Source organism: Sandaracinus amylolyticus, assembly GCF_021631985.1.
GTDB classification, from domain to species: Bacteria; Myxococcota_A; Polyangia; order Polyangiales; family Sandaracinaceae; genus Sandaracinus; species Sandaracinus amylolyticus_A.
Map to the genome: position 1 here is coordinate 4110128 of NZ_CP070225.1, position 25986 is coordinate 4136113.

Annotated in this window: 31 protein-coding genes; 15 read left to right on the plus strand and 16 right to left on the minus strand. The window is 72.1% G+C overall.

Annotated features, from left to right (window positions below):
* Positions 1-12: 12 nt before the first annotated feature.
* Positions 13-828, plus strand: a complete 816-nt coding sequence (locus I5071_RS17295) for a helix-turn-helix domain-containing protein (RefSeq protein ID WP_236606575.1) — start codon at positions 13-15, stop codon at positions 826-828.
* On the opposite strand, the gene I5071_RS17300 is transcribed toward I5071_RS17295, so the two are convergent.
* The gene (locus I5071_RS17300) at positions 829-2679 is read right to left on the minus strand and encodes a carbamoyltransferase (protein WP_236606576.1); all 1851 of its coding nucleotides are present in this window, start codon (positions 2677-2679) and stop codon (positions 829-831) included.
* 281 nt (positions 2680-2960) lie between these two features.
* Between I5071_RS17300 and I5071_RS17305 the strand changes: the two genes are divergently transcribed.
* The 3 genes from I5071_RS17305 to I5071_RS17315 all read left to right on the plus strand — a co-directional run bounded on the left by I5071_RS17305 (position 2961) and on the right by I5071_RS17315 (position 5724).
* Positions 2961-3884 (plus strand): DNA adenine methylase, encoded by a 924-nt coding sequence (locus tag I5071_RS17305; RefSeq protein ID WP_236606577.1) that lies wholly within the window; start codon positions 2961-2963, stop codon positions 3882-3884.
* Between the two features lie 362 nt (positions 3885-4246).
* Positions 4247-4819, plus strand: a complete 573-nt coding sequence (locus tag I5071_RS17310; RefSeq protein ID WP_236606578.1) for a TetR/AcrR family transcriptional regulator — start codon at positions 4247-4249, stop codon at positions 4817-4819.
* A gap of 95 nt (positions 4820-4914) precedes the next feature.
* Positions 4915-5724: an SDR family oxidoreductase gene (locus tag I5071_RS17315; RefSeq protein WP_236606579.1), complete on the plus strand. Its 810-nt coding sequence runs from the start codon at positions 4915-4917 to the stop codon at positions 5722-5724.
* Between the two features lie 55 nt (positions 5725-5779).
* Here the strand turns inward: I5071_RS17315 and I5071_RS17320 are convergent, their stop codons facing one another.
* From I5071_RS17320 to I5071_RS17335, 4 genes are all read right to left on the minus strand, one after another.
* Positions 5780-6001 (minus strand): hypothetical protein, encoded by a 222-nt coding sequence (locus tag I5071_RS17320; RefSeq protein WP_236606580.1) that lies wholly within the window; start codon positions 5999-6001, stop codon positions 5780-5782.
* Positions 6002-6191: 190 nt separating this feature from the next.
* Positions 6192-6749, minus strand: a complete 558-nt coding sequence (locus tag I5071_RS17325; protein WP_236606581.1) for a hypothetical protein — start codon at positions 6747-6749, stop codon at positions 6192-6194.
* A 44-nt stretch (positions 6750-6793) separates the two neighbouring features.
* Positions 6794-7567, minus strand: coding sequence for an ABC transporter ATP-binding protein (locus I5071_RS17330; protein ID WP_236606582.1), 774 nt, complete (start codon positions 7565-7567; stop codon positions 6794-6796).
* Complete coding sequence (locus I5071_RS17335) at positions 7564-8421, minus strand: MlaE family ABC transporter permease (protein ID WP_236606583.1); 858 nt, start codon at positions 8419-8421, stop codon at positions 7564-7566. Before I5071_RS17335 ends, I5071_RS17330 begins: the two co-directional genes overlap by 4 nt.
* Positions 8422-8575: 154 nt before the next feature.
* Between I5071_RS17335 and I5071_RS17340 the strand changes: the two genes are divergently transcribed.
* The 5 genes from I5071_RS17340 to I5071_RS17360 are packed head-to-tail and all read left to right on the plus strand — an operon-like array spanning position 8576 to position 12477.
* Complete coding sequence (locus I5071_RS17340) at positions 8576-10549, plus strand: hybrid sensor histidine kinase/response regulator (RefSeq protein ID WP_236606584.1); 1974 nt, start codon at positions 8576-8578, stop codon at positions 10547-10549.
* A 46-nt stretch (positions 10550-10595) separates the two neighbouring features.
* Positions 10596-10796, plus strand: coding sequence for a sulfur carrier protein ThiS (thiS, locus tag I5071_RS17345; RefSeq protein ID WP_236606585.1), 201 nt, complete (start codon positions 10596-10598; stop codon positions 10794-10796).
* Between the two features lie 3 nt (positions 10797-10799).
* Positions 10800-11597, plus strand: coding sequence for a thiazole synthase (locus tag I5071_RS17350; protein WP_329611169.1), 798 nt, complete (start codon positions 10800-10802; stop codon positions 11595-11597).
* Positions 11597-11860 carry a tetratricopeptide repeat protein gene (locus I5071_RS17355; protein WP_236606586.1) on the plus strand — a complete coding sequence of 88 codons (264 nt, stop codon included), beginning with the start codon at positions 11597-11599 and terminating at the stop codon, positions 11858-11860. Before I5071_RS17350 ends, I5071_RS17355 begins: the two co-directional genes overlap by 1 nt.
* Entirely contained in the window at positions 11857-12477 is a 621-nt protein-coding gene (locus I5071_RS17360) for a thiamine phosphate synthase (RefSeq protein ID WP_236606587.1), read from the plus strand. The genes I5071_RS17355 and I5071_RS17360 overlap by 4 nt, the downstream gene beginning before the upstream one ends.
* Here I5071_RS17360 and I5071_RS17365 read toward each other — a convergent pair.
* A complete protein-coding gene (locus I5071_RS17365; protein WP_236606588.1) occupies positions 12449-13321 on the minus strand; it encodes a hypothetical protein in 873 nt (290 codons plus the stop codon). The two genes, I5071_RS17360 and I5071_RS17365, sit on opposite strands and share 29 nt — an antisense overlap.
* Before the next feature lie 138 nt (positions 13322-13459).
* Between I5071_RS17365 and I5071_RS17370 the strand changes: the two genes are divergently transcribed.
* The gene (locus I5071_RS17370) at positions 13460-14356 is read left to right on the plus strand and encodes a hypothetical protein (protein ID WP_236606589.1); all 897 of its coding nucleotides are present in this window, start codon (positions 13460-13462) and stop codon (positions 14354-14356) included.
* Positions 14357-14793: 437 nt separating this feature from the next.
* Here the strand turns inward: I5071_RS17370 and I5071_RS17375 are convergent, their stop codons facing one another.
* Genes I5071_RS17375 through I5071_RS17385 form a run of 3 tightly spaced genes read right to left on the minus strand, consistent with a single transcriptional unit; the run spans position 14794 to position 17111 of the window.
* Positions 14794-15375, minus strand: coding sequence for a YbjN domain-containing protein (locus tag I5071_RS17375; RefSeq protein WP_236606590.1), 582 nt, complete (start codon positions 15373-15375; stop codon positions 14794-14796).
* 22 nt (positions 15376-15397) lie between these two features.
* Complete coding sequence (gene lepB, locus I5071_RS17380) at positions 15398-16036, minus strand: signal peptidase I (RefSeq protein WP_236606591.1); 639 nt, start codon at positions 16034-16036, stop codon at positions 15398-15400.
* Between the two features lie 43 nt (positions 16037-16079).
* Positions 16080-17111 carry a type I phosphomannose isomerase catalytic subunit gene (locus I5071_RS17385; protein WP_236606592.1) on the minus strand — a complete coding sequence of 344 codons (1032 nt, stop codon included), beginning with the start codon at positions 17109-17111 and terminating at the stop codon, positions 16080-16082.
* A gap of 65 nt (positions 17112-17176) precedes the next feature.
* Here I5071_RS17385 and I5071_RS17390 point away from each other — a divergent pair, with 65 nt between their 5' ends.
* Positions 17177-17509, plus strand: coding sequence for a hypothetical protein (locus tag I5071_RS17390; protein ID WP_236606593.1), 333 nt, complete (start codon positions 17177-17179; stop codon positions 17507-17509).
* On the opposite strand, the gene I5071_RS17395 is transcribed toward I5071_RS17390, so the two are convergent.
* Positions 17510-18394, minus strand: coding sequence for a methionyl-tRNA formyltransferase (locus I5071_RS17395; RefSeq protein ID WP_236606594.1), 885 nt, complete (start codon positions 18392-18394; stop codon positions 17510-17512).
* 64 nt (positions 18395-18458) lie between these two features.
* Between I5071_RS17395 and I5071_RS17400 the strand changes: the two genes are divergently transcribed.
* From I5071_RS17400 to I5071_RS17415, 4 genes are all read left to right on the plus strand, one after another.
* On the plus strand, positions 18459-18869 hold the full coding sequence (locus I5071_RS17400; protein WP_236606595.1) for a (deoxy)nucleoside triphosphate pyrophosphohydrolase: 411 nt from the start codon (positions 18459-18461) through the stop codon (positions 18867-18869).
* 14 nt (positions 18870-18883) lie between these two features.
* Positions 18884-19444 (plus strand): DUF4920 domain-containing protein, encoded by a 561-nt coding sequence (locus I5071_RS17405; protein WP_236606596.1) that lies wholly within the window; start codon positions 18884-18886, stop codon positions 19442-19444.
* A gap of 4 nt (positions 19445-19448) precedes the next feature.
* Complete coding sequence (locus tag I5071_RS17410; protein WP_236606597.1) at positions 19449-20216, plus strand: zinc ribbon domain-containing protein; 768 nt, start codon at positions 19449-19451, stop codon at positions 20214-20216.
* 80 nt (positions 20217-20296) lie between these two features.
* On the plus strand, positions 20297-20878 hold the full coding sequence (locus I5071_RS17415) for a hypothetical protein (RefSeq protein WP_236606598.1): 582 nt from the start codon (positions 20297-20299) through the stop codon (positions 20876-20878).
* Here the strand turns inward: I5071_RS17415 and I5071_RS17420 are convergent, their stop codons facing one another.
* The 6 genes from I5071_RS17420 to I5071_RS17445 form a co-directional block, all read right to left on the minus strand.
* On the minus strand, positions 20879-21625 hold the full coding sequence (locus I5071_RS17420) for a TIGR02266 family protein (protein ID WP_236606599.1): 747 nt from the start codon (positions 21623-21625) through the stop codon (positions 20879-20881). It lies immediately after the preceding gene.
* A 7-nt stretch (positions 21626-21632) separates the two neighbouring features.
* A complete protein-coding gene (locus tag I5071_RS17425) occupies positions 21633-22544 on the minus strand; it encodes a hypothetical protein (protein ID WP_236606600.1) in 912 nt (303 codons plus the stop codon).
* 435 nt (positions 22545-22979) lie between these two features.
* Positions 22980-23429, minus strand: a complete 450-nt coding sequence (locus I5071_RS17430) for a GNAT family N-acetyltransferase (protein ID WP_236606601.1) — start codon at positions 23427-23429, stop codon at positions 22980-22982.
* 29 nt (positions 23430-23458) lie between these two features.
* Positions 23459-24094 (minus strand): hypothetical protein, encoded by a 636-nt coding sequence (locus tag I5071_RS17435; protein WP_236606602.1) that lies wholly within the window; start codon positions 24092-24094, stop codon positions 23459-23461.
* 78 nt (positions 24095-24172) lie between these two features.
* A complete protein-coding gene (locus tag I5071_RS17440; RefSeq protein ID WP_236606603.1) occupies positions 24173-24589 on the minus strand; it encodes a hypothetical protein in 417 nt (138 codons plus the stop codon).
* Positions 24590-24679: 90 nt separating this feature from the next.
* Positions 24680-25984, minus strand: coding sequence for a hypothetical protein (locus I5071_RS17445; RefSeq protein ID WP_236606604.1), 1305 nt, complete (start codon positions 25982-25984; stop codon positions 24680-24682).
* Between the last annotated feature and the right edge of the window lie 2 nt (positions 25985-25986).

Sequence of the window (25986 nt, forward strand, 5' to 3'; positions counted from 1 at the left end):
AGTCTCCGCGACATGGATCTCGCCCACGCCCGCTTCGGCCCGATGCTCAAGCGCTTCCGCGGCTCGCGCGGCCTCAGCCAGGAGCGCCTCGCGGAGCACGCGGAGGTCTCGCCGCGCCACGTGAGCTTCCTCGAGAACGGCCGTGCCGCGCCGAGCCGCGAGATGGTGCTCGTGCTCGCGAGCGCGCTCGATCTGCCGCTGCGCGAGCGCAACACGCTGCTCGTCGCCGCGGGGTTCGCGCCGGTCTACGCGAGCTCGCCGATCGAGAGCGCGATGCTCGAGCCGGTGCGCCGCGCGCTCGATCACCTGCTGCGCGCGCACGAGCCGTTCGGAGCGCTGGTCGTCGATCGCGACTGGAACGTGGTGCGCATGAACGCGGGCGCGACGCGCCTGCTCGGCTGGGCGCTCGAGGGCATGACCCCGCCTCCCGAAGCACTCGGCAACCTGCTCGTCGCGATCTTCCATCCCGAGGCGCTGCGCCCGCGCATCGCGAACTTCGACGAGATCGCGAGCGCGATGATCGAGCGCCTCGAGCACGAGCTGCAGCTCGAGACCGACGACACACGCCGCACGCGCATGACGTCGCTGCTCGGCTCGCTGCACGACGTCCCGCGCGTCGCGCACCCGAGCGCGGGCCCTGCCCTTCCCTTCCTCCCGGTGCGCCTACGCCGCGGCGATCGCGAGCTGCGCCTCTTCACGACGCTCACGACGCTGGGCACGCCGCTCGACGTGACCGCGCAGGAGCTGCGCATCGAGTCGTACTTCCCGGCCGACGCCGAGACCGAGCGCGCGCTGCGCGACCTCGCGGGCGAGACGTTCAGCGCGTGATCACGCGGTCTGCGCGACGTGGAGATCGCGCGAGCGCGACGGGCGGTCGATCACCACCGCGCGCTTGTCGAGGATCAGATCGTCGAGCACGAGCAGGTCGATCTGCGTGCCGAGGAAGCAGCGGATCGCGTCCATCGGCGTGTTCACGATCGGCTCGCCCTTCACGTTGAACGACGTGTTCATGATCACCGGCACGCCGGTGAGCTCGAAGAACGCGCGCAGGATCTCGTGGAAGCGCGCGTTGTCCTCGCGCCGCACCGTCTGCACGCGCGCGCTGCCGTCGACGTGGGTGACCGCGGGGATGCGCTCGCGACGATGCTCGTGCACCGGCACCGTGAAGAGCATGTACGGGCTCTCGCCGCCGAGGCCGCTGAGATCGAACCAGGCATCGGCCTCTTCGATCAGCACGGCGGGCGCGAACGGACGGAACCCCTCGCGCAGCTTCACCGCGTGGTTGACGATGTCCTTCATGTCCGCGCGCCGCGGATCGGCGAGGATGCTGCGGTTGCCGAGCGCGCGCGGGCCCCACTCCATGCGGCCCTGGTAGAAGCCGACGACCTTCCCGTCCGCGATCGCCTGCGCGACGGTGCGCGCGAGGTCGCCGGGACGGCTCGCGCGCACCGCGTGCCGCATCTCGCGCACCGCCGAGCGCGCCTCCATCGTCGTGTACGAGGGCCCGAGATACACCTTCGCGCGGCGCTCGCGGATCGGCTGCTTCGGCGGCCCTTCGAGGATCGCGTGGTAGCCGTAGAGCGCCGCGCCCGCGGCGGTGCCCGCGTCGTGCGAGGCCGGCGCGACGTGCACGCCCTCGAACATGCCCGAGCGCGCGATCTTGCCGTTCATCGTGCAGTTCAGCGCGACGCCGCCCGCGAGGCACAGGTGCTTCTCGCCGGTGCGATCGCGCAGCGTCGCGAGCCAGCGCATCACCGCGCGCTCGAGCGCTTCCTGCAGCGCGGCCGCGAGGTCCATGTGCCGCTGCTCGATGGGCTCGTCGTCGCGGCGCGGCATGCCGAGCTCGCGCAGCATCGACGACGGGTAGCCGATTCCCGCGCGCAAGAGCCCGTCGCGCACCACGAGCCACCCGAGCCACTCGGGATCGATCACGAAGCGACCGCCCGCGCCGGTGCGCACCACGCGCTCGAAGAAGCGGCGATAGCGCGCGGGATCACCGTACGGCGCGAGCCCCATCACCTTGTACTCGTCGCCCGTCTCGAACCCGAGGAAGTACGTGATCGACTGATAGAGATAGCCGACGCTGTTCGGCGCGAACGTCTCGTCGACGAGGTGCAGTCCGCGCGCATCGCCGACGAACGCGGTGCTCGAGTGGCTCTCGCCCTGCGCGTCGAGCGCGACGCACAGCGCGCGCTCGAACGGCGACTCGTAGAACGCGCTCGCTGCGTGCGCGAGGTGGTGCCAGAGGACGCGGTACTTTCCGGTCGGCGGCGCCCATCCGGTGCGCTCGGCGAACGTGCGCGCGGTGCGCGCGTCGTCGAGCTTCGATGCGCGATGCACGGCGCGCAGACCGCTCACCGCGCCGGTGAGAAGCGCGCGACCGAGCGGGCTCATGCGCGGCGCGTTCTCCCGGATCATCCCGGGCTGCCACATCCGATCGTGCGAGTGGTAGTAGCAGACGAGATCGAGCTCCTCGAAGCTGCGCAGCCCCGCTTCCTCGAGGCAGTACTCCATCGCGCGGATCGGGAACGCGCCCGAGTGCTTGTCGCGATCGAAGCGCTCTTCTTCGGCCGCCGCGACGAGCTCTCCGTCGATCACCAGCGCGGCTGCGGAGTCGTGGCTCGAGCCGAACCTCGCGACGTACCCGTCGAGCCCGCCGTTGTACCCCAGGACCTTCATCGAAGACCTCGCACGCGCCGCGGAGGCGATGCGCGACGGCGCACCTCCACCCCGTGGCATCCCGCGCGTCTCTCCGTGTGCAGCGCACGTGCCCTGCTACGGCGGGCCGGGAATCGCGCTGATTTCGCGCGACGCGAGTGCCTCGCTGCTGCCTCATCGCTGCCTCGGGCGAGGCAGGACGCACCGTTGATCCCACTCGCGGACCCGTGATCGAGCGAGGCTCGCGGCCTCGGCTCGTCGCTTTTTTCTCAGGTCGGATGATGTCGGATAGCGTCCGACTCATGCCGACATCCGCTGCCGTCGCCCGGGTCTCGCTCGTTCGTCCTTCGCTCCCGCACCTCGCGCGTCCTGCCAAGTCGCGCGCGAGCGTCCCCGCGACCCGCGAGGCGTCGCCCTTCATCAAGTGGGTCGGCGGAAAGGGCAAGTTGCTGGGGCAGCTGCTCCCGCTGCTCCCGCCGGGCGCCGAGCTGATGCGCCACGTCGAGCCCTTCGCGGGCGGTGCGGCGATGTTCTTCGCGCGTGGTCCTGCGCGCGCGATGCTCTGCGACGTGAACCCCGCGCTCGTCGACACGTACCTCGCGGTGCGCGACGAGGTCGACGAGGTGATGGCCGCGCTCGAGCCGCTCGCGCAGAAGCACGAGGCCGCGAACGGCACGTACTACGAGGTCCGCGAGCGCTACAACGCGCGCCGTGGCCTGTCGCGCGCGCAGCGCGCCGCGATGTTCGTCTACCTCAACAAGACGTGCTTCAACGGCCTGCACCGCGTGAACCGCAAGGGCGAGTTCAACGTGCCCGAGGGCCGCTACAAGAACCCGCGCATCCTCGATCACGACACGCTGCGCGCGGCATCGGCGGCACTGCAGGGCTGCGAGATCGTGAACCAGGGCTTCGAGCAGCTGCTCGGCACCGCGAAGCCCGGCGACTTCGTGTACCTCGACCCGCCCTACGAGCCGGTCTCGCGCACCAGCAACTTCACGAGCTACGCCGAGGAAGGCTTCTCGCAGCGCGATCAGGAGCGCCTGCGCGACGTGTACGCGGAGCTCGATCGCCGCGGCTGCAAGCTGATGCTGAGCAACAGCGACGTGCCGTTCATCCGCGGCCTCTACGCGAAGTGGCGCATCGATCTCGTCGCCGCGCCGCGCGCGGTGAGCTGCGACGCGCGCGGCCGCGGGCTGGTGAGCGAGGTCGTGGTCCGCAACTACTGATCGACCCGCTGAGGAGAGCAGAAAGCCGAAGGGCCCGCTGCATCCACTGCGCTCGAACGAGGAGAGTTTTTCTAAGGAAAGCAGGAGGGTTAGGAAGACCACGTCGATGGGTCTTCCGATCGACCCGCTGCATCCACCGCGCCTCCGAAGGTGAACGATCGATCGCCTTCGGCTGGAGAGCACTGCGGGACGCGCCGCGATGACCAGGCGAGCTCGGTGCCGTGGTCTTCCTAACCCTCCTGCTCTCCTGAGAAATTCCCCTTCGCTTCTCCTGAGGGGCGCTCGGCAGACGCTGGGCGCCCCGTTCGCGTTCTGGGCGAGAGGTTGCGTTAAATGAATATCGGCTCATGATTGGGTGAGCCGTGCGACGACGCGACGAAGAGAAGGAGCGCCGCATCCTCGCGAGCACGCTCGCGCTCGTCGCGCAGCAAGGGCTCGCCGGGCTCTCGATGGAGGCGGTCGCGCGCACCGCGGGCGTCGCGATCGGCACCGTCTACATCTACTTCGAGAGCAAGGAAGCGCTGCTCAACGCGCTCTACCTCGAGACCAAACGCGCGTTCTCGCGCGAGGTGTTCGGGCACGCGAGCGCGACCGAGCCGGTGCGCCCCGCGTTCGAGCGGGTGTGCATCGCGTACATGAAGTACGTCGCGGCGCACCGCGCAGAAGTGCTGCTGATGCAGCAATTCCGCAACTCGCCCTTCGTGCTCGAGGGGACCCTCGCGGCGTCCGAGGACGCGACCGCGCCGCTCCTCGCGCTGCTCGAGCGCGGCAAGGCCGAGGGGCTGCTCAAGGACGTCCCGACACCGCTGATGATCGCGTTCCTGCAGGCGACGCTCGCCGAGCTCACCGCGTACGTCGGCAGCGAGCCGAGCCGTCATCATCGCGAGCGCTACGCCCAGATCGCACGCCTCGCCTGGGACGCGCTGAAAGCCTGAACCGAACCCGGGCGCGCGCACCGCGTCGATCGCGGTGTTCGCGCCCTCTCGTTCGCTCCTAAAACGAATATCTATTCATGAAAGAGGAGGCTCCCATGTCCCCCACGATCTTCATCACCGGCGCGTCCACCGGGCTCGGCCGCGCGACGGCGCTGCTCTTCGCGGAGCGCGGCTGGAAGGTGATCGCGACCATGCGCCGCCCCGAGGACGGAGCCGATCTCGCTTCGAAGCCGGGCATCACCGTGCTCCCGCTCGACGTGACCGACCTCGCGCAGATCCACGAAGCGGCGCGCCGCGCGATCGAGCTCGGCGGCATCGACGTGCTCTTCAACAACGCGGGGTACGGCCTCGCCGGGCCGCTCGAGGGCATCGACGACGCGATGCTGCGCCGGCAGATCGACACGAACCTGCTCGGCGTGATCCGCACCACGCAGGCATTCCTCCCGCACTTCCGCGAGAAGCGCGCGGGCGTCGTGATCACGACCACGTCGATCGGCGGGCTCGCGACGTTCCCGATCAACTCCGTCTATCACGCGACGAAGTGGGCCCTCGAGGGCTGGACCGAGAGCATGTCGTTCGAGCTGGGCCAGCTCGGCGTCGCGATGAAGACGGTCGCGCCCGGCGGCATCAAGACCGACTTCCTCAGCCGCTCGCTCGTGCTCGCGCAGCACCCGGCATATCAGTCGCTCGTCGAGCGCGTGCTCGCGGTGTTCACGTCGCCCGAGCGCGCCGCGGGCTACTCGACCGGCGAGCAGATCGCCGAGGTCGTCTGGGAGGCCGCGACCGACGGCAAGGATCAGGTGCGCTACGTCGCGGGCCAGGACGCGAAGGCGATGTACGCGCAGCGTCTGGAGCTCGGCGCGGAGGCGTTCCGCAAGTCGATCCGCACGATGTTCTTCGGCTGAGCGAAGCGCGACGGAGCTCGACGCGCGCACGAGTGCGCGCGTCGCAACCTCGGAGCTACTGAGCCGCCGCGGCCGGAGCGGTCGCGCCCGGCGCGGAGTTGAGGACCCAGGTGCAGTTGAGGCGCGAGCCCCAGCCGCCGCGATCGCAGTGCTCGACGTAGGTCGCGCGTCGGCCGCACCCCGACACGCCCGCGGCCTCGCCCGGCAAGTCAGTCGCTTCGATCTGGGCCTCGGGACAGTCGATGTCGAAGGCGGCGCGCTGCCGCAACGTGGTCATGTTCGGCCCGCGAGCGCATGCCCCGACGGAGGCGGCGAAGGCCAAACCAGCGAGCACCAGCGCGAGTGGCTTCGGGATTCGATTCATGGACCCGCTTCTATCACCACCTGCCCGTGAATGGGAACCGTATCCGTGATTCGCGTCCCGGAGCGCGAGCACGCGACGACTGCGCCGCGTGAACGTCGTCGAATCAGCCCCGCGCCCGCCGGATGAATTGCGCAGTGAGCTGGGCGTTCAGCGCTGCGCACTCGCTCATGCGGTTGAGCACCGTGGGGTTGCGAAGATCGGCGCCGCGCGTCGAGCGGATCTCGATCTCGTCGACCACGACCCCGCCCATCGCGAAGACCAGGTGCATGTCGAGCCGCGAGTCGCGCGCGACGAGCACGCGATGGAACCCGAGCTCGAGGAAGCCGGGCATGACGACGAGCTGGATCGGCTCCGCGCCCGTCGACGCGACGACCTGCACACCGGCCGCCTGCCGCTGCAGCTCGAGAACGTAGGTCGCCTCGATCGCGGTGCGGACCTCCACGTAATTCGAACGTTCGTCTGCGGGCAGGCCGGCGAGGTACTGCTGCTCGGGCGCGCCGCCCACGAGCGCACGCGACCAGTCGAACGACACGCCGATCACCGACGCCGACGCAAGCGCGGAGGGCGGGCCCGACGCGCGGATCACGCGCCACGGTGGACCACAGCCCGCGAGCAGGAGAAGCGGGATCGCGAGGAACGCGAAGCGGAATCGAGAGGTCATTGCGCGCGGAGAATATCAATCCGCGGAGCGCGCGCCCGCTCGGCTCACTCCATCTTCACGCCCGATGCGACGAGGAAGTCGCGCACGACCTGCTTGTCGGTGCGCAGGATCTCGTCGGGCGTGCACGACTCCTCGATGCGCCCCTGGTACAGCATGTTCACGCGGTGCCCGATCTTGAACACCGACGCCATGTCGTGGGTGATCACGACCGAGCTCACGCCGTACTTCGAGCTCGTCTCCGCGATCAGATCGTCGACGAGGCGCGAGCTCACCGGATCGAGCCCGCTCGTCGGCTCGTCGTAGACGAGGATCTCGGGCTCGAGCACCAGCGCCCGCGCGAGCGCCACGCGCTTCGCCATGCCGCCCGAGATCTGCCCCGGGAGCTTCTTCGCCGCGTGCGCGACGTTGAGATCGGCGAGGCGCTGCATCACGCGCTCCTCGATCTCCTTGCGCTTCATCTTCGTGTGCTCGCGCAGTGGGAACGCGACGTTCTCGAAGCACGTCATCGAGTCGAAGAGCGCGCCGAACTGGAAGACCATCCCGAACTTCTTGCGGATCGGCACGAGCTGCCAGTCGTCGAGCGGCACGATGTCGACTCCGTCGACCTCGATGCGCCCCGAGTCCGGCTGCTCGAGCCGCAGGAGCTGCCGCGTGAACACGCTCTTGCCCGCGCCCGAGCCGCCGATGACGATGTTGATCTTCCCGCGGTACACGTCGAACGTGACGCCGCGCAGGACCTCGGCGCCGTCGTAGCTCTTCTTGAGATCGACGACGCGGACCTGGATCGGATCCTTCTCCGCGCTCTTCGCGTCGCTCATCCGCCCTGGCCCAGGAAGATCGCGGTCACGACGTAGTCGAGCAAGAGCACCGCGACCGCGCTCTGCACGACCGCGCGGTTCGTCGCCTGCCCCACGCCCGCCGCACCGCCGGTCGCGTAGTAGCCCTGACGGCACGCGATCATCGTGACCGCGATGCCGAACACCGCGGCCTTCACCAGGCCCTGCGCGAGATCGCTGCCCTCGACGAACCAGCGCGCGCGCTCCTCGAACACGCCACCGTCGAGCCCGAAGAGCTTCACCGCGACGAAGTACGCGCCGCCATAGCCCACGAGATCGAAGACCAGCGCGAGCGCGGGCACCATCGTGAAGCCCGCGATCACGCGCGGCACGATGAGGTACTGCACCGGGCTCACCGACATCGTCGTGAGCGCGTCGATCTGGTTCGTGACCCGCATCGATCCGAGCTCGGTCGCGATCGCGCTGCCGGCGCGGCTCGAGACCATGAGCGCCGCGAACACCGGGCCGAGCTCGCGCGCGAGCGCGACGCTCACGATCGATCCGGTCTGGCTCTCGGCGCCGAAGTCGCGCAGCGAGTCGACGAGCTGCAGCCCGAACACCGCGCCGACGAACGTGCCGGTGAGCCCGACGATGAAGATCGACTGCACGCCGATGAACTCCATCGCGTCGACGAGCTGACGGCCGCGATAGGGCGGGCGCGCCATCCACCGCACGGTCTCGTACGCGAGCCGCGCCATCGTCCCGACCTCCGCGAGGAGCGCGATCGGGATCGCGAGCAGCGCGTCCGCGGCGCGCTCCCACAGCCTCGGCCCGGCGGGCTCCGCGGCCACCACCGGGCTCGTCTTCGTCTCGGCCTCCGGCGCGTTCGACGCCACGAAGGACTCTTACCACGCCTCCCGAGTCGGCCCGGTATCTCGCGCGCATCTCCTCCGAATGCGGAGGGTCCACCCGACCTTCGGGCTCGCGGGGCGTCGCCGCGTGCTCCGAACGTGCTCTGGATGACCCGCGGAGGGGTATGCTTCGCGCCTCGTGAGCTCGACGTTCGTCGCGTACCTCACCGTCGGCAACTACCTGCTGCTGACGCTGCTCTGGTCGGCGATCGTCGTCCTCTACCTGCGGTCGCGACGGCTCGCGCGGAGCGTCGATCCCCTGGTCGCGACCCTCGCCGCGGTGCTCGCGCTCGACGCGACGAAGAGCGCGATCGAGAGCGCGTACTTCGGCGTGGTCTGGGCCTCGGAGTACGAGATCGCGCTCACGGCGCTCGGCGCGATCCTCGCGCGGCCGGAGATGCTCATCGCACCGAAGATCCTCAACCTCGTCACCGCGGTCACGGTGCTCGCGGTGATCGTGCGGCGATGGATCCCGCGCGAGCTGAGAGAACGACGCGAGCGCGCCGAGTCCGACGCGCGCCTGCGGCGCGAGCTCGAGGCGTCGCTCGCCGACGTGCGCGCCGCGGAAGAACGCTGGGACCTCGCGATCCGCGCGAACCAGGACGGCATCTGGGACTGGGATCTCACGACGAACCGCGTGTGGATCTCGCCGCGCCTGGAGGAGCAGCTCGGATATGCGCACGGCGAGCTCGCGCCACGCTTCGGGCCCGAGATCTGGAAGGACCTGGTGCACGAGGAGGACGCGGAGCAGCTCGGCGCGGCGCGCGAGGCGTTCGTGCGCGGCACGACGCGCGACTTCGACGTGGAGGTCCGGCTGCGCTGCAAGGCGGGCGACCACCGCACGTTCCGCGCGCGCGCCGCGGCCCAGCGCGCACCGAGCGGCGAGGCGCTCCGCGTGGTCGGCTCGCTCTCCGACGTCACCGAGCAACGTCGCGTCGAGGCATCGCTCGCGCGGCGGCGCAGCATCGAGCGGCTCGGGCTCGTCGCGAGCGGCGTCGCGCACGACGTGAACAACCTGCTCGCGGTGGTGCGCGCGAACGTGGAGCTCGCGCGCACCACGACGTCGAGCGACTCGCGCGTCGCCGCGGCGCTCGCCGACATCGACGACGCGGTCACGCGCGGCGCGACGCTGACCTCGCGACTGCTCGCGTCGACGGGCCGCGGGCGCTTCGCGGTCACCGAGGTCGACGTGGGCGCGCTCGCGCAGGAGATGACCCGGCTGCTCGCCGGCTCCGCGCCCCGGGCCGTGCGCATCGAGACCGCGATCTCGCGCCCCGTCCCCACGGTCGAGGCCGACGCCGCGCAGGTGCAGCAGGTCGTGATGAACCTCGTGACCAACGCGATCGAGGCCGTCGATCCCGAGCACGGCAAGGTGCGCGTGAGCGTGCGCGCCGAGGCCGTGCGCGAGCCGGTGCCCGCGGCGGTCGCCGACGAGGCTGCGCTGCCGCCCGGACGTTACGTCGTGCTCGAGGTCGACGACGACGGCGTCGGCATGAGCGACGCGGTGCGCGCGCAGATGTTCGAGCCCTTCTTCACGACGAAGCCCGAGGGACGCGGCCTCGGCCTCGCGGCGATGCTGAGCACGCTGCGCGCCCACCGCGCAGGGCTGCGGCTGCGCAGCGCGCCCGGCCAGGGCACGACCTTCACGGTGCTCTTCCCGGCGAGCGAGCGCGCGAGCCAGGAGGCGCGCCCTCCCCGCGACATCCGCGCGCGACGCAGCCGCTGCGCGCTGATCGTCGACGACGACGAGAGCGTGCGCACCGCGGTGAGCCGCATGACCGAGCTGCTCGGGCTCGAGCCGCGCGTCGTGGGCAGCGGCGCCGCCGCGCTCGACGTGCTGGACGAGCACGGCGAGCTCGCCGTCGTTCTCCTCGATCTGCGCATGCCCGGCGGGTTCGACGGGCACGACGTGCTCCTGCGGATCCGCGAGCGCCGCCCCGAGCTGCGCGTCGTGATGATGAGCGGGTTCCACAAGTTCGTCCCGATGAGCGACGCGCGGACCACCGCGCTCCAGAAGCCGTTCTCGATGGAGCAGCTGCGCGACGCGCTCGCGCGCGTCGGCGTCGAGGTCGGGCCCTTCGAGGCCGCCAACGAGGCGCCCCGCGGAGCGTGAGCGATCCGGGTCTCGTTCACCGATCTGGTGCTAGGCTCGCCGCGCGATGCGCATCGAGGTGAACGGCGAGCCGCGCGACGTCGCGGACGGGCTCACGGTGCGCGAGCTGCTCGTGCTGCTCGCGCTCGGCGATCAGCTGGTCGCGGTCGAGCGCAACGAGGAGATCGTGCCGCGTGCCGAGCACGCGAGCGTGCGTATCTCGGAGGGCGATCGGCTCGAGATCGTCCACTTCGTCGGTGGAGGCTGAAGCGTGGAGACCCCGCAGGAAGATCGCATCGTCGTCGGACGCTACTCGTTCCGCTCGCGGCTCTTCGTCGGGACGGGCAAGTACCGCGACGCGCAGGAGACGCGCGAGGCCCTCGCGGCGTCGGGCGCGGAGGTCGTGACGCTCGCGGTGCGCCGCGTCGATCTCGGGGCGCGGGGCGAGGGCTCGGTCGTCGGGCACCTCGTCTCGAGCGGCTACGCGATCCTGCCCAACACCGCGGGCTGCTACAGCACCGAGGACGCGCTGCGCACCGCGCGCCTCGCGCGCGAGATGCTCGGCACCGACCTCGTGAAGCTCGAGGTGATCGGCGACCCGAAGACGCTCTTTCCCGACGTGGTCGCGACGCTCGAGGCGGCGCGCGTGCTCGTGAAGGAAGGCTTCACGGTGCTGCCGTACATCACGGACGATCCGATCTCGTGCAAGAAGCTCGAGGACATCGGGTGCGCCGCGGTGATGCCGCTCGCCGCGCCGATCGGCAGCGGGCTCGGCATCCGCAACCCCTACAACCTCGAGATCATCCTCGAGAACGCGAAGGTGCCGGTGATCGTCGACGCCGGCGTGGGCACCGCGTCCGACGCGGCGATCGCGATGGAGATGGGCTGCCACGGCGTGCTCATGAACACCGCGATCGCGGGGGCGCGCGAGCCGGTGCGCATGGCGCGCGCGATGAAGCTCGCGGTCGAGGCGGGGCGCGATGCGTACCTCGCGGGTCGCATCCCGAAGCGCCTCTATGCGACCGCGTCGAGCCCGCTCGAGGGCGTGATCGGCAGCACGAAGACCTGATGCGCGCGCTCGCGGTGGTGCTCGCGGCGTCGTTCGCGTTCGCGCCGCTCCAGTGCGGGTCGGCGCCCGATCCCGATCGGCGCCGCGAGGACTCGCCCGCAGAGGCGCTGCTCGGGCTCGCGGAGCGCTTCGGGGAAGAAGGCGACGACGACGCGCGACGCACCACGCTGCGCCACCTGATCGAGCGCTATCCCGACTCGCGCGAGGCCGAGCGCGCGCGGATGTGGCTCGAGCAGGACGAGGCGAGCACGGGCGCACCGTGACGTTCGATCTGCTGCTGATCACCGATCCGTCGATCGCAGGATGGCGCGACGCGACGATCGCGGTGATCGAGCACGCGCCGCCGGGGCGCATCGCGCTGCAGGTGCGCGACGTGCGCGCCGGTGCGGCCGAGCTCGCGATGCTCGCGCGATCGCTGCGCGAGGTGACGCGGACCCACGGCGTGCCGCTCCTCGTGAACGATCGGGCCGACGTCGCGCGCGCCGTCGGCGCCGACGGAGTGCACCTCAAGGAGCACGGGCTCGAGGTGGACGACGCGCGCATGGTGCTCGGCGAGCGCGCGATCGTGGGCGCGTCGTGCCACGACGAGGCCGGGCTCGCGCGACGCGACGCGGCCGACTACGTCGTGCTCGGTCCGTATGCCGAGGTGCCGGGCAAGGGCGACGCGCTGGGCGCGGCGCGCTTCGCGTCGATGGTGCGCACCACGCACGTCCCGGTGCTCGCGCTCGGCGGGATCGACACGGCGCGCGCCGAGGAGGCGGTGCGCGCCGGCGCGCGTGGAGTCGCGGTGATCCGCTCGGTGCTCGCGGCGCGCGATCCCGTCGAGGCGGTGCGCGCGCTGCTCGACGCGATCAGAACAGGATCGGCGCCCTCGTCGTGACGCCCGCGCCCCAGTACGAGTCGATCCCGGTCGCGATCGAGACGATGGTGCCGCTGCCGCTGTCGGGGTCGAGCCGCACCAGCTCGCCCGAGTTCGAGAAGCCGTAGAGCGAGTCGCCCCAGGAGCCGAGCCCGAAGAGCTGCCGGAACCACGTCGAGCCGAGCTCGCGCACCGTGCTGCGCCCGCTCGCGTCGAACGTGATCTCCGCGAGCACGTCGGGCGCGTCGAGGTTCTCGGGATCCTTCAGCGTCGCGAACGCGCGCCCACCGACCGACACGATGTCGCCGCTCGAGATCCAGCCGTCGGGGTACTGGCCGAGCCGCTGCGTCGACGCGTCGGAGCGATCGATCTCGTGGTAGACGCCCTCGTTCGTCGCGCCGATCAGCGTCTCCACCGGCCGGATGACGCCCTCGCCGAGGAAGGTCAGCGCGAAGAAGCTCTCGTCGACGTCGAAGTCGCCCACCCGCGTCAGGGCCGCGGTCTCGGGGTCGACCCGGAAGAGCGCGTCGTAGCCCGCCACGTACACCTCGCCGTCGGCGTTCACCGCGAGGTCGATGATCGCGGTCGGCTCGTCGTCGCCCGGGAGCATGAACGGGCCGATCTCCTCGACCGTGTTGGTGTAGGGCGAGAACGTGAAGAGCACGTCGCGCGAGTGCGCGTAGATCAGCACGTTCGAGAGCTGCGGGCCGGAGTCGGGGCGCGGACCGCTGTCCGTCGTGGTCGTGCTGCCGCCGTCGAAGGTGCCCGCGTCGAACGGCGGCAGTGGGTCACCGCCGGTGCGGTCGGTGCAGCCCGTGAGCGACGCGACGACGAAGAGCACGAGGAGAGCGGTACGGCTACGCATGGCGGCGGGTGTAACCCGGACGGTTTTCTGCGCCAAGCGGTGCCCCGGCAGGTGCGTGCGTAGGCTCTCCTCCCGCACATGGACGAGCACTCCGGCCGAAGAGTTGACCCTCCCCGGTGTGCACGGCAGCTTGCCTCCATGCGCTCCGCCGTCGCCCTGGGGACCCTCGCGCTGGTGATCGCGCCCGCGCTCGCGCACGCCGATCAGGAGCGCCCGGTCGCGACGCTCGAGTCGCTGCAGGACGCGTGTCGCATCGCGCAGGCGCGGCCGGCGCGCGAGCTGTTGGTCGTCGACGTCGAGCCGGGATGGACGTTCGGCACGCTGAGCGAGGACGGCTTCCTCGCGATCGAGTCGCGCCGGAACTTCCGCGCGCTCGGCGGGCGCGTGGAGCTCTACCCGGCGCGCCTCGAGCCGCTGGGGCTCGTCGCGACCCCCGAGCGCGCCGACGAGCTCGAGGCCGCGAGGCAGCGCGGCGCGCGGCTGCGCATCGGGTTCTTCCTGGGCTTCGACGAGCCGGAGCGCACCGCGTGCGTGCTCCGCTCGCGCCACGCGGTGAGCACGGTCCGCATGGACGTCGGCTACGTCGAGCTGCTCGGCGAGGACGGCACCGTGATCGCGCGCGAGGACACCGAGCGCTATCGCGCGTGGCGCGACGACGCGGAGCGCCAGGCGGTGCCGGGCGAAGGTCCGCGCGCGGCGCTCGGCACGCCGAGCACTCCGTCGGGCCCGGTGCCCGAGCCGTGGCAGCAAGGCGTGGTCACCGCGGGAACGGGCGAGGTCGCGCGTGCGCTCGCGGTCTGTCATCGCGACGGCATCGCGCGCGGCGCCGAGACCACGGGGCGCATCGTGGTGCGGGTGCGCGTCGACGGCCGCACCGGCCGCGTGGTGGAGAGCCGCCCCGCCATCTCGGACATCGGCGACAGCACGGAGGCCGAGTGCATCGCGGGCGCGCTGCGCGCGATCACGCTCCCGCCGGTCACGAGCGACGCGCGCACGTTCGACCTCGACGTGCCGGTGCGCGTGGTCGCCGACTAGTCAGCAGAGCTCGGCTGTGCGCGCATCCGCGGCAGAGCGCGCGGAATTCGGCTGCGGCGAGATGGCCCCCGCGTCGCGGAACGGCCCCCCACCCTCGAACATCCGGCCGCCCCGGCTCGGACGATCGAGCCCCCCGCGTCGCGTGATGGGCCCCCGCGGTCCGCGATCTCACCCCCCGCGATCGGCACGATGATCCCCCGCCTCCGCCGACTCGGCCCCCGGCTCGATCGTTCACGGTCCCGCGGGGACCATGAACGCTCGAAGCGGGGCACGGAGCCTCCGAAGGTGGTCGCCCCGATGCCCGAGCCCCGGGCGCGCAGTGGCCGTCGCGCTCGGCGCACCGCGCGACGCGCGCCCGACGCGGCGCGGCACGTCTCATCGCGAGCCGGACGCGGGAAATCGGTCGCCCGATGCCCGTACCGAATGCGCGAGACCCCTCACGCGCCGCGCTGCACCCGATCGAGCTCGCTCCAATAACGATCCGCCAGCTGCACGATCCCCCGGATCGCGCTCCGGAACGCCCGTCGATCGAAGTTCGAGTCGGTGTTGAGCACCATCGCGAGCCGCACTTCGCCGTCGCTCGGATCCCACTCGAGCTTGCCCAGCAGCATCTGCCAGTTGAGCTCCATCAGGCGACGCATCACCGCGTCGGTCGTCGGGGCGTCCTGCGGCGCCACGAGGAAACGCTCGACGTAGACGTACACGGTGTCGGTGCGATCGCTGTACGCCGTGCGGATGCGGAACTCGCGCTGCGAGCTCGGTCCACGCTGCGTGAGCTCGCACGTCGCGCGCTGCGCGTCGGTCGCGTTGCAGGCGAAGCCCTCGATGCCCATGTGCTCGAGCTCGGTGCGCATCGCCGCGAGATAACGCGGCTGCCCCTCGGGCACCGTCTCGGTCGCGTGCGCCGGCGCCTCTTCGGTGCCCTCCTGCGCGAGCGCCGGCACCACGTCCACGAGCCTGCCGATCGCGACGCCGAGGAGGAGCATCGCGATCCCGAGCACACGGTTCCGCATCGTCATGATGCGGCCTGGAATCTCACGATCAGTCGAGGATGTCGAGCATCCCGTGGGGGATCTCCGCGGGCAGCCCGCCCTCCGCGGCGGTGAGCCGGATGAACACCTGACCGCGGCATCCGCTCGCCTGCACCGGGCCGAACGTGCGGCTGTCCTCGCCGACGTGCGCGCGGTTGTCGCCGAGCAGATAGAGGCCGTTCATGCGCGTCATCGCGCGGATCGCGAGCTGACGATCCGAGCGATCGAAGAACAGGTGCTCCTCGTAGTCGTCGAACTCCTCGATGCCCCAGGCCATCGGGTACGTGTGCCCCGTCTCGCCGTCGGTGAACTGCACCTGGCCGCGCACGTCGTGGGTCACACGATCACGCCCGAGCCGCAGCTGCCCGCGCTCCGCCGCGATCTCGCCGCCGGGCATCACCGCGACGCGTCCGATCACCCATCGCGCGGGATCCTGGGGATGACGGCAGAGCCCGATGTCGTTGCGCTCGAGCTCGGCGTCGCGCCACACGAGCACGCGATCCCCGAGGACCATCGTCGGCGCCATCCCGTTGTGCCGCACCGTCACCACGTCGACGAACCAGACGCGCAGCACCGCGATCGCGATCCCGCCGATCACGGCGAAGAACGCGAGCACCTTGAAGAGCCCTTTCCAGAACCCGCGCGGCATCCGCGGCGAGCGTAGATCAGGTGCGCCGCGATCGAGACATTTCTCAGAGCGCGGACGCGAGGATCGCGCACGCACGATCGAGCGTGATCGGCTGCGCATCGCGCGTCGCGGGCAGCGCCGCGGTGCGTCCCTGCACGATCTCGAGATCGCCGATCTCGACGCGCCCCGCGAGCACCGTGATCGAGCGCAGCGCATCGTGCGGCGGGAGCACCAGCGCACCGGTGCCCGAGACGCGCCACACCTCGAGCGCATCCGACGTCAGCGCGGCGTCGCGCGCACCCGCGAGCGCCTCGAGCCGCGGCGCGCCCGCGAGCTCCGGCGCGCCCGCGCGACGTCGTGCCCGCGCCAGGAACGCATCGCCGCGCGGTGCGCTCCAGTCGGTCACCGCGAGCGCGTCGTCGACGTGGAGGGCGCGCGGCGCGCCCTTCGGATCGACGCGCCCGTCCGCGTCGTAGCGGCGGTTCCAGTCCCAGTAGCGATAGGTCACGCCGCGCCGCCCCGGCAGCACGCGCTGGGGCTCGACCAGCGTCACGCCCGCGCCGATCGCGTGCGGTGTGCCCGCCTGCACCAGCACGAAGTCGCCCTCCGAGACCGGCACGAACGAGAGCAGCGCCGACAGATCCTCGCCCTCGGCGATCGCACGCGCGACCGCATCGCGCGTCGCGTGCGGCGCGAGCCCGAGGAAGATCCCCGCGCCCTCCTCCGCGTGCTCGACGTACCAGCTCTCCGGCTTGCCCGACTCACCCTCCGCGAGCCGTGCGTAGTCGTCGCTCGGATGGATCTGCACCGAGAGCGGCTCCGCGGCGTCGAGGACCTTCACGAGCAGCGCGGTGCCTCCGCGCGACGCCTCGCGACCGAGGAGCGCGGGCGCGGCACCGAGCACGTCGGCGAGCGTGCGCGCATCGGTGTCGAGCCGCGAGGGAAGCTCGGGCCCCGCCGAGAGCTCCCACGACTCGCCGATGCGCACGTGCTCGTCGATGCGCCCGTGCTTGAGCACGCGCGCGATCCGATGCCCGCCCCAGGGTGTGCGAGCGGGCGAGGTGACGTTGCCTTCGGCGAGGAGCAGCGGGATCACGTGTCGAGAACTTGGTGGGTCGATGTGGGATGCGTAGTCTCGAAGACGCTCAGGAGGTCGTCCGCATGTCCGAGAGCGCAATGGTCCAGGCCGAGCGTCGTATCCACAAGGTCTTCGTGACGCGCAACACCGAGTACCACGTCCGCCGCGACGTCTGCGTGGCGGTGCGCGATCGCCGCAGTGGCGAGTGGCTCCGCGGGCACCTCGCGCTGCGCCAGCGCGTGCACGGCGGGCTGAAATTCACGCGCGCAGGCGGGATCCTGCCGAACCTCGGTCAGCCGGGCGTCGGCGAGTCGATCTTCTTCCACGCGGGCGGCCGCGATCTCGTGACGAGCCCGGTGCTCTCGGTCGAGCGCCCCGAGAAGCGCGTCGTCTCGACCTACCCCGCGACGCGCTGACTAGCCCAGCAGCTGCGCGATCTCGGCGCCCTCGAGGACCTCGTCGTCGTCCTCGACGCGCACGCGCTCGAGCAGCACCCCGCCCGATCGCGCCCGCACCACGACGCCCTCGGGCGCGACGAACGCCTCGCCTGCGCGCAGCGCGCTCGGGAACGCGCCTCGCCACGGTCGGGCGCGCTGCACCGTGACCAGCGTCTCCTCGAGCAGCGCGCTCGCGCCGGGCTCGGGCGCCGCGGCGCGCACGCGACGGCAGAGCGCGTCGGCGTCCTCGTCCACGAAGCGGAGCGCGAGCTCCTCCTCGCCGGGCGGCGGCGCTTCGGTCACGAGCGCCGGATCCTGCGCCTCACCGCCGAGCGAGAGCCCCGCGTCGAGCACGTCCGCGCAGGTGACGAGCAGCCCGAGCGAGGGCCGATCGAGCCGCCGCGCGAGCGTCCACGCGGTGTCGTCGTCGCGGATCGGCACGCTCACCCGCGCGATCACCGCGCCGGTGTCGTAGTCGGCCTCGAGCCGGTGCAGCGACACGCCGGTCGTGTGATCCCCGGCTGCGATCGCGTGGAAGTACGGATCGGGCCCGCGCCATCGGGGGAGCAGCGAGGGATGCACCCCGAACGCGCCGCGCGGCGCCGCCCGGATCAGCTCGATCGGGATGCGCTTCGGCCAGAACCACGAGAGCAGCGCGTCGTAGCGGGTGCTCAGCAGCGCGTCGCGCACCGCGGGATCGGAGAGCGAAGGACGCCCGAGCAGGAGCGTCTCGCGCGGCAGCCTCCGCCGCAGCCGGGGCATGCCCGGCGCGTCGGGATGGCCGATCACGCACGCGACCGGCACGTGGCCCGCGCGGAGCAGCACGGTCGCGCCGAGCGGCAGCCCGAGATACAGGAAGCGCACGGAAGTGGTATACCCGCCCGTCTCGCCCGGCGCCGACGGTCGAGCCGCCGAGACGCCGAGAACCATGTCCGAGCCGCGCAGAACCATCCGCGTCGTCGCAGCCGTCGTCGAGCGCAACGGCCGCTACCTCATCACGCAGCGGAGGCCCAACGCGGTGCTCCCGCTCCTCTGGGAGTTCCCCGGCGGCAAGGTCGAGGCCGGCGAGACCGACAGCGAGGCGCTCCGGCGCGAGCTGCTCGAGCGCCTGGGCGTCGACTCCGAGGTGGGCGAGTGGATCTCGGAGACGGTCTGGGACTACGAGCACTACCGCGTGGAGCTCACGCTCTACGAGTGCACGGTGCGTGGCCCGGCGGATCTCCAGGCGCTCGCGGTGCACGCGTACCGCTGGGTCACGTCGGACGAGTTCGATCAGTACGAGTTCACGCCGGCGGACGAAGCGAGCATGAACAAGCTGCTCGGCGTCTGCGACGCGTGAGGACGAGGAGAACGATGCGCGGTGGTGTTCTGGGCGCGGCTGGTCTTCTGAAGACGGCAGTGATCGCGCTGGCGATGATCGGGTGTGGCGGCAACGAGCCGAGCTTCGAGGGCGCGGGCGAGCACCACGAGGCCCACCACGAGGCCGCCGCGCAGCATGCCGAAGCTCCTGCTGCGCCGAGCGGTCCTCGCCCCACCCGCGTGATGGACGACGGCGCGCGCCTCTTCGGCGCGGAGCTCGGCGAGGCGCCGGTGGTCGCGCTCTCCGACATCACCACGAGCCCCGATCGCTACGCGGGCCAGGTGGTGCGCACCGAGGGCACGATCGAGCGCGTCTGCCAGGCGATGGGCTGCTGGATGGAGCTGCGCGGCGAGAACGCGCCCGCGGTGCGGGTCCCGATGGCGGGCCACGCGTTCTTCCTTCCGCGCGACGTCGCGGGACGCGCCGCGACGATCGAAGGCCGCGTCGCGGTGCAGGCGCTCAGCCCCGACATGCGCGCGCACCTCGAGTCCGAGGGCGCGCTCGCGACGGCGTCGTCGCTCTCGATCGACGCGACCGGCGTCGTCGTGCGTTGAAGGGATGAGCGACGCGCCCACCAAGTGCCCCACGTGCGGCACCGCGGTCCCCGCGGGCGCAGCGCGATGCCCGGGCTGCGGGCGCGTCTTCGGCGAGGCGAACCGCTGCCCGCACTGCAACGCGATCGCGGCGGTGCGGCGCAAGGGCGCGGGCTACGTGTGCGTCGCGTGTGGTGGCGCGCGGCAGGTCGGTCCGGGCACGACGGTGCTCGGCGACGAGGGTCCGACGCGCGTCGAGCAGCTCACGGTGGCCGGGGTCGATCCTGCGAGCCGCGCGCTCGCTCGTCTGGTGCGCCTCGCGGGCGTGATGCTGGTCGCGGCGGGCCTCGTCGCGGGCGCCGCGGGCTTCGTGGCGCCGGGCGCGCCGATCGTGCTCATGATGGTCGTGGCGGCGGCGCTCGGGATCAGCGGGATCACCGCGATGAGCCAGGCCGCGCGCGTGGAGACTCGCGCGCGCGAGCGCCGCAAGGCGCAGCTCGAGCGGCGCATCCTCGGGCTCGCGGAGCTGCGCGGCGGCGAGCTCACCGCGACCGACGTCGCGAAGGAGCTGCACCTCGGGCTCGAAGAAGCGGACGCGACGCTCACCGCGATGGCGGACGGGGCGCGCGTGTCGGTCGAGGTCGATGCGGACGGGATCGTCCACTACGTGTTCCGCGAGATCGTCGCGAAGCGCGGACCGAAGGTCCGCGTCGAGACGAGCGAGGCCGAGGAGATCGCAGCCGAAGCAGCGGCGCGCGTCGAGCGCGAGCTCCAGAAGCGCGAGCGGCTGTAGTCAGCCCCTGGCGTGCGACGTCGCGGAGCGCACGCAGATCGATCGGGCGCGTCGGCCGACGACCGCGCTATGCTGCCTCCGTGCGCTTCGTGCTCAAGGCCGCGCTGCGTCCCGTTCCACGCCACGCGGTCGTGGACGAGGTCGCCATCTCCGGCGTCGAAGAACAGCTCGGCGAAGAGGGCGAAGAGCTGCAGGAGATGCTCGACGCGACGTATCGCGAGATGGATCGCAAGCAGCCCGCGCTCGCATCGTGGCTCGGCGAGCAGGTGTCGAGCCGCACCGACGACCTCGCGCAGTCGCTCGGCTACTTCCTCGTCGTGACCGTCTACATGGCGTTCCGCGAGGCGTTCCCCACGCGTCTCACCGAAGTCGACGAGACGAACCTGAAGCTCGCGATCGACACGCTCGCCGCCGACGAGGAGCTGCGCGCGAACGATCCCGCCGAGGTGATGGAGAGCGACGACGTCGTCGCGATGGGCCAGCCGGTGCTCCTGCACTTCGTGCAGCACCACCTCGAGCAGGCGCTCTCGCAGGCGGGCGAAGATCCCGACCTCGAGGCCTTCGATCACATCTACCGTGCGGTGCTGGTCGAGGTGATCGCGCTGAGCCACGCGGTGAAGTCGCCCGACGGCACCGCGCCGCAGGACGAGATCCTCGCGTAGTCACTCCGCGTGGCGCGCGATCGCGGCCGCGTCCTCGCGCGACACGCGCAGGAAGCGCACGCCCATCCCCTCGGCGCGTCCGTCGTGCGGTCCGCGCACCCAGCTCACGACGGCGTCGACCACCACGCGATGGCCGTCGGGCAGCAGGAGCCCGAGCGTGAGCTCGGTGCCGATCGGCAGCGGATCGCCGGTCGCGACGAAGAGCCCACCGGTCGAGAGATCGCTCGCCTCGCCCGCGACGAACGTGGCGCCGCTCTGCGCGCCGATCGCGCCCTCGATGCGCACCCGCGGCGCGTTCCTGCGCTCGTCGCGCGGCAAACCTCGGGGCACGGGCGCGGTGAGCGCCTCGGGTGCGTTCGAGGGCGGCGTCGCGCTCGGAGGCACCTCGCGCAGCGCACGCTCGAGCTCGGCGCGCGCCGGGTGCAGGATCGCGAGGCTCCGCGCGACCAAGGGCCCCGCACGGTCGAGCAGCGCCGTCGCGCCGGGGGCGTGCAGCGCGGCGAGCGCATCGCCCAGCACCGTCGCGGCGTCGACCAGGCGATCACGCACGGCCTCGGGCTCTCCGATCTCGGCGCGATAGAGCGCCGCGACCGCGACCGTCACGCGCGCCGCGATCGCGCGCCCGAGCTCGGTCGATGCGACCTCGGCATCGAGCACCGCGATCGCCTCGGCGAGCACGGTGCGAGCGTCACGGGCGGCCGCGACACCAGCCTTCCGGAGCTCCTTGCGCCGCGCTCGATCGCTCAAGCGCGGATCACTCGTCGTAGAACATCGGCGGGCGCTTGCGGATGAAGCGCAGGATCAGCTCGCGCGCTTCGTGATCGAGCGACTCGAACTGGATGCCCATGCCGGGCTCGCTCTCCGACATCATGTCCATCGGGTCGCGCACGAAGCGCACGGTGCCGAGGATCGTGTGCTCGAAGTTGCCGGGCAGCGTGATCAGCGCGCGGATCTTCGTGCCGCGCTGGAAGATGTTGTAGGTCGCGGCGAACACGCCGCCCTCGGCGATCTCGCCCGAGAACCCGACGTAGAAGTTCGACTCGGTGGTCGCGCCGATGTTGACCTCGAGCGCCTCGCGCGGGACGTCGCCGCGATAGCTCGGCTCGGCGGGGGCCGGTGCGGACGTGCGCGGCGCCGCGACCGGCGGCGTGAAGCCTCCCTGCGGCGCCGACGCGGCGGGCGCGGGGATCGGCGCGGTGAAGCCGGCGCCGTGCGAGGGCGCGACCTCGTCGCGGATGGTCGTGTTCGCGTCGGTGATCGGCGAGCCGGTCACGACGGGCACCGCAGCGGGCGGCGGCGCGTACGCGGGCTGCGCCTGTGCGCTCGGCGGCGGGACGCGCGAGGGCTGCGTGCTCAGCGGGAACAGCATCGAGAGCGTCTGCGCGATCGCCTCGGTCGCGGTGCCCACGCCCGCGTGCTGGCCGCGGACCTCCTGGAGCAGCGCGAGCGTCTGGCTCACGAACCCGAGCGCGCTCTTCACGCTCGCCTTGCCATCGGGCTCCGACGACGCGCGCTCCGCCTCGAAGAGCGCGCCCACTGCCTGCGCGATGTTCTGCGCGACCGCGAGCACGTCGGGCGGGATGTTCGGGTCCTCCTGGAGGGCGGCCAGCGCCTTGCTGAGGTTCTCGCGCGCTTGGCGCGCCGTGCTCGCACCGGAGTAGGCCATGTTCCGATCTCTCTCCCCGCTCGACGCGCGATGCTAGTCCGCGACGCGAGCGGATCCAAGCGCGGAAGGCGGGGCGCGGGTGCGGCGGCGCGGGCGAGTGCGGCGGCGCGGGCGAGTGCGCGTGCGAGTGCGGGTGCGACGGCGCGGGCGGCGGCGCGGGCGGGTGCGGGTGCAGCGGCGCGGGCGAGTGCGGCGGCGCGGGCGGCTGCGAGTGCGGCGGCGCGGGCGAGTGCGGCGGCGCGGGTGAGGCGGCGCGTGCGCGTGCGGCGACCGCGCGTGCGAGTGCGATGGCGCCTGCAAGTGCGGCGGCGCGTGCCGGCACGAACCCGGCGCCCGAGCAAGCGGGGCTGGGGCCCCGCGCGCAGCGCGAAGCGGCCGGGTCGAGAGGGGGCGGAGTTCCCGGGGAAAGCCCAGCGCGGAGCCCCCCGGGCAAACTCAGAGCATCTTCGTGAAGACGATGCGCGTGCGGTTCGGGCCCGCGTAGTCGTGGTCCTCGACGACGGCGAAGCCGAGCGCGCGGTGGAACTCGATCGAGCCCTCGTTGCCGACGTTCGTGATCGCCTTCACGCGCTGCGCGCCCGCCTGACGGGCGCGCTCGACGAACACCTCGTAGAGCCGCTTGCCCACGCCGCGGCGACGGTGCTCGGGGTGGATGCCGACGAGGTGCACGTACGCGGTGTGCGGCACGTCGCCGCCCGCGCTCGGTGCGAGGAACCCGAGCAGGAACCCGATGACCTCGCCCTCGTCGTCCGCGATCAGCGCGTGCTCGCCGAGCTCGTAGAAGAAGATCGGGTGCGCCTGCTCGCGCGATGGCCCGCCCCACCAACGATCGAGGACCGACACGACATGGTCGTAGTCCGTCTTCGTGATCCCGCGGATCTGCATCGCGAAGCGACCTTAGCACGAACGAGGTGTCAGCCTCGCTCGAGGCGCTCCAGCGCGTCGCGGAACGCGCTCGCGTCGGCACGGCGCAGCGCGAGCAGCGCGGCGATGCGCTGGAGGCGCTTCTCGGCTGCATCGGCGCGCGCGAGCGCCTCGCCCGCAGAGCGCGCCGCGGTGCGATCGAGCCACGCTGCCGCCGCGAGCGCGAGCGCCACGCCGAGCGCGAGCGCGCCCGCTGCCGCCCAGAGCTGGCCCGCGGTCGCATCGGTGCCGAAGAGCCCGCGGATGCCGCCCAGCAACGAGAGGCCGAGCCCGCCGGTGAGCCCCACCAGCGTCGCGCCGACCGCGATGCTGCGCGACGCGCCGGGACGCATCGCGCGCACCGCCACGCTGCGCCAGAAGTCCGCCTCGCGATCGATGCGCACCGCGAGCTCCGCGATCGGATCCTCGCCGCGCACGTCGGGCAGCTCGGAGCGCGCGAGGAAGCGCTGCCAGTCCTCACGCTCGGCGTCGAAGCGGCGCGTCGCCTCCTGCAGCCCGCCGCTCACGCTGCGCAGCGCGGCCTCGGCCGTCGCCGCGGTGCGCGAGCCGACCGAGGTCGTCGTGCTCGTCGGGACCTCTGCGGAGGACAGCGCCTCGTCCTCGGTACGGACCGCGGCTTCGGACATCGCACCAGCATAGATCGAAGCGCGTCGCCTCCGGCACCCTCGACCGCTGACGGTGCACCGGTCCGGCGCGAGCGGACCTCAGCGCGATCGCCGCAGCGCGCGACGTCGCCACAGCAGCGCGGCCCCGCCGATCGGGAGCGCGCTGCCGATGACGACCCACTTCGGTCGCGTGCTCTCGCGCATGCGCGCGACCTCGTCGGCGACGATCTGCTCCGCGCCTGCGCTCGCGCGGGTCGAGAGCCGATCGAGCTCGCTCGTGCCGAGCGCGACGCCGACGATCAGGAACCCGGCGGTGAACGCCATCGCGGCCCCGAGGAAGAGGTGCACCTCGGGCCCGTCGGGATCGCGCACCACGCCTGCGCCGAGCGCGCCCACGAGCAGCGGGAACGCCGCGGCGACGCCCCACCCCGGCTCCCACAGTCCGAGCGACGCCGCGAGCGCCGCGCCGAGCGCGCCACACGTCGCGATCGCGAGCGGGCCCCATCGGATGCGCATCTCAGCCTCCGAGCCAGTGCCACGGTGGCACTGCCAGTGCCATCGTCGCACTCGCGCCGCGCGCAGCCCCTCGGGGACGAACGGTGGCGCTCACCCCAGCTGCTCGTCGAGCTTCGCGATCTTCGCCTCGACGTCGGCGAGGATCTCGGGCTGCCCTTCCGCGAGCGCAGCAGCGCGCGTCAGCATGCGACGCGCCTCGGCGAGCAGGCCGAGCTCGGTCAGCACGCGCGCGGCGTCGCGGTGGTACGCGAGGTGGTTCGCGCGATCGCTGCCGTTGGCGAGGCCGCGATAGAGATCGGCGGCGCGCTCGAGACGACCTGCCTTCTCGTGCAGCTCGGCGAGCGGCCGCGCGGTCGACGAAGGGAAGTCGAGGCGCGAGCGCGCCACGAAGAAGCGAAGCACCTTCTCGAGCAGGTCGATCGCCTCGGCGTCGTGGCCCGCGTCGCGCTTCGCGAGGCCGAGCTCCTGGAACGCCTCCCAGCTCGGGCGATCCTCGTCCATCAGCTCGATCGCGGTCTCGAGCACCTCGACCGCCTCCTCGGCGTGGCCCTTCTGCCGCAGGTACACGCCGAGCTGCAGGAACGGGCGCGGATCTCCGGGCATCACGTCGATGCCCTGCTGGAGCCACTCGATCGCCTTCTCCTCGTCGCCCTGCTTGTCGGCGAGCGCGGCGAGCGCGACGTGCGCAGCGAGGCGCGCATCGGCGTTGCCGTCCTCGCCCACGCGCTCGAGGAACGCGCCGAGCGCCTTCGCGCCGCCCTCTTCGTCGCCGTCGATCAAACGTGCGCGCCCGACCTCGAGCCAGAGGTAGACCGCGTCGGCGTCCGACTCGACCAGGCGCTCGAGCACCGCGCGCGCGCTCTTCGCGCGCACCTTCTGCTGCTCGACGTCGGTCTCGTCGGCGACCGCGTGCACCGCGAGGATCGCGGCGCGCCCCTCGTCGCCGTGCGCGTCGAGCTCGTCGAGCTGCGCCTCGTCCCAGTTGCCCGCGATCACCGCCCAGCGCTCGTCGTCGGTGAGCTCGGGCACCGCAGTCGCCTGCTCCACGGCGTCGCGCCGCTCGAGCATCTCCATCGCGCGGCGCGCGCGCTCGCGCACCTTCGGGCTGCGCGCGAGATCGATCGCGGTCGAGAGCTCACCACGCGCGATCTCGATCTGTCCGTCGCGGCGCAGCGCCTCGGCCTCCTCGATGCGCGCCTCGGCCATCGCATCGGCGCACGCGACGAGCCGCGCCTCGCAGTGCTCGCGCAGCTCGCCCCCGCCCTTCGCCTTCTCGATCGCGCGCTCGTAGGCCTGGCGCGCCTGGAAGAAGTCCTTCGCGCCCCAGAGGCGATCGCCCTCGCGACGCTCGTCCTCCGCGCTCGCACCACCGAACATCCTCTTGAGGAACGACATGA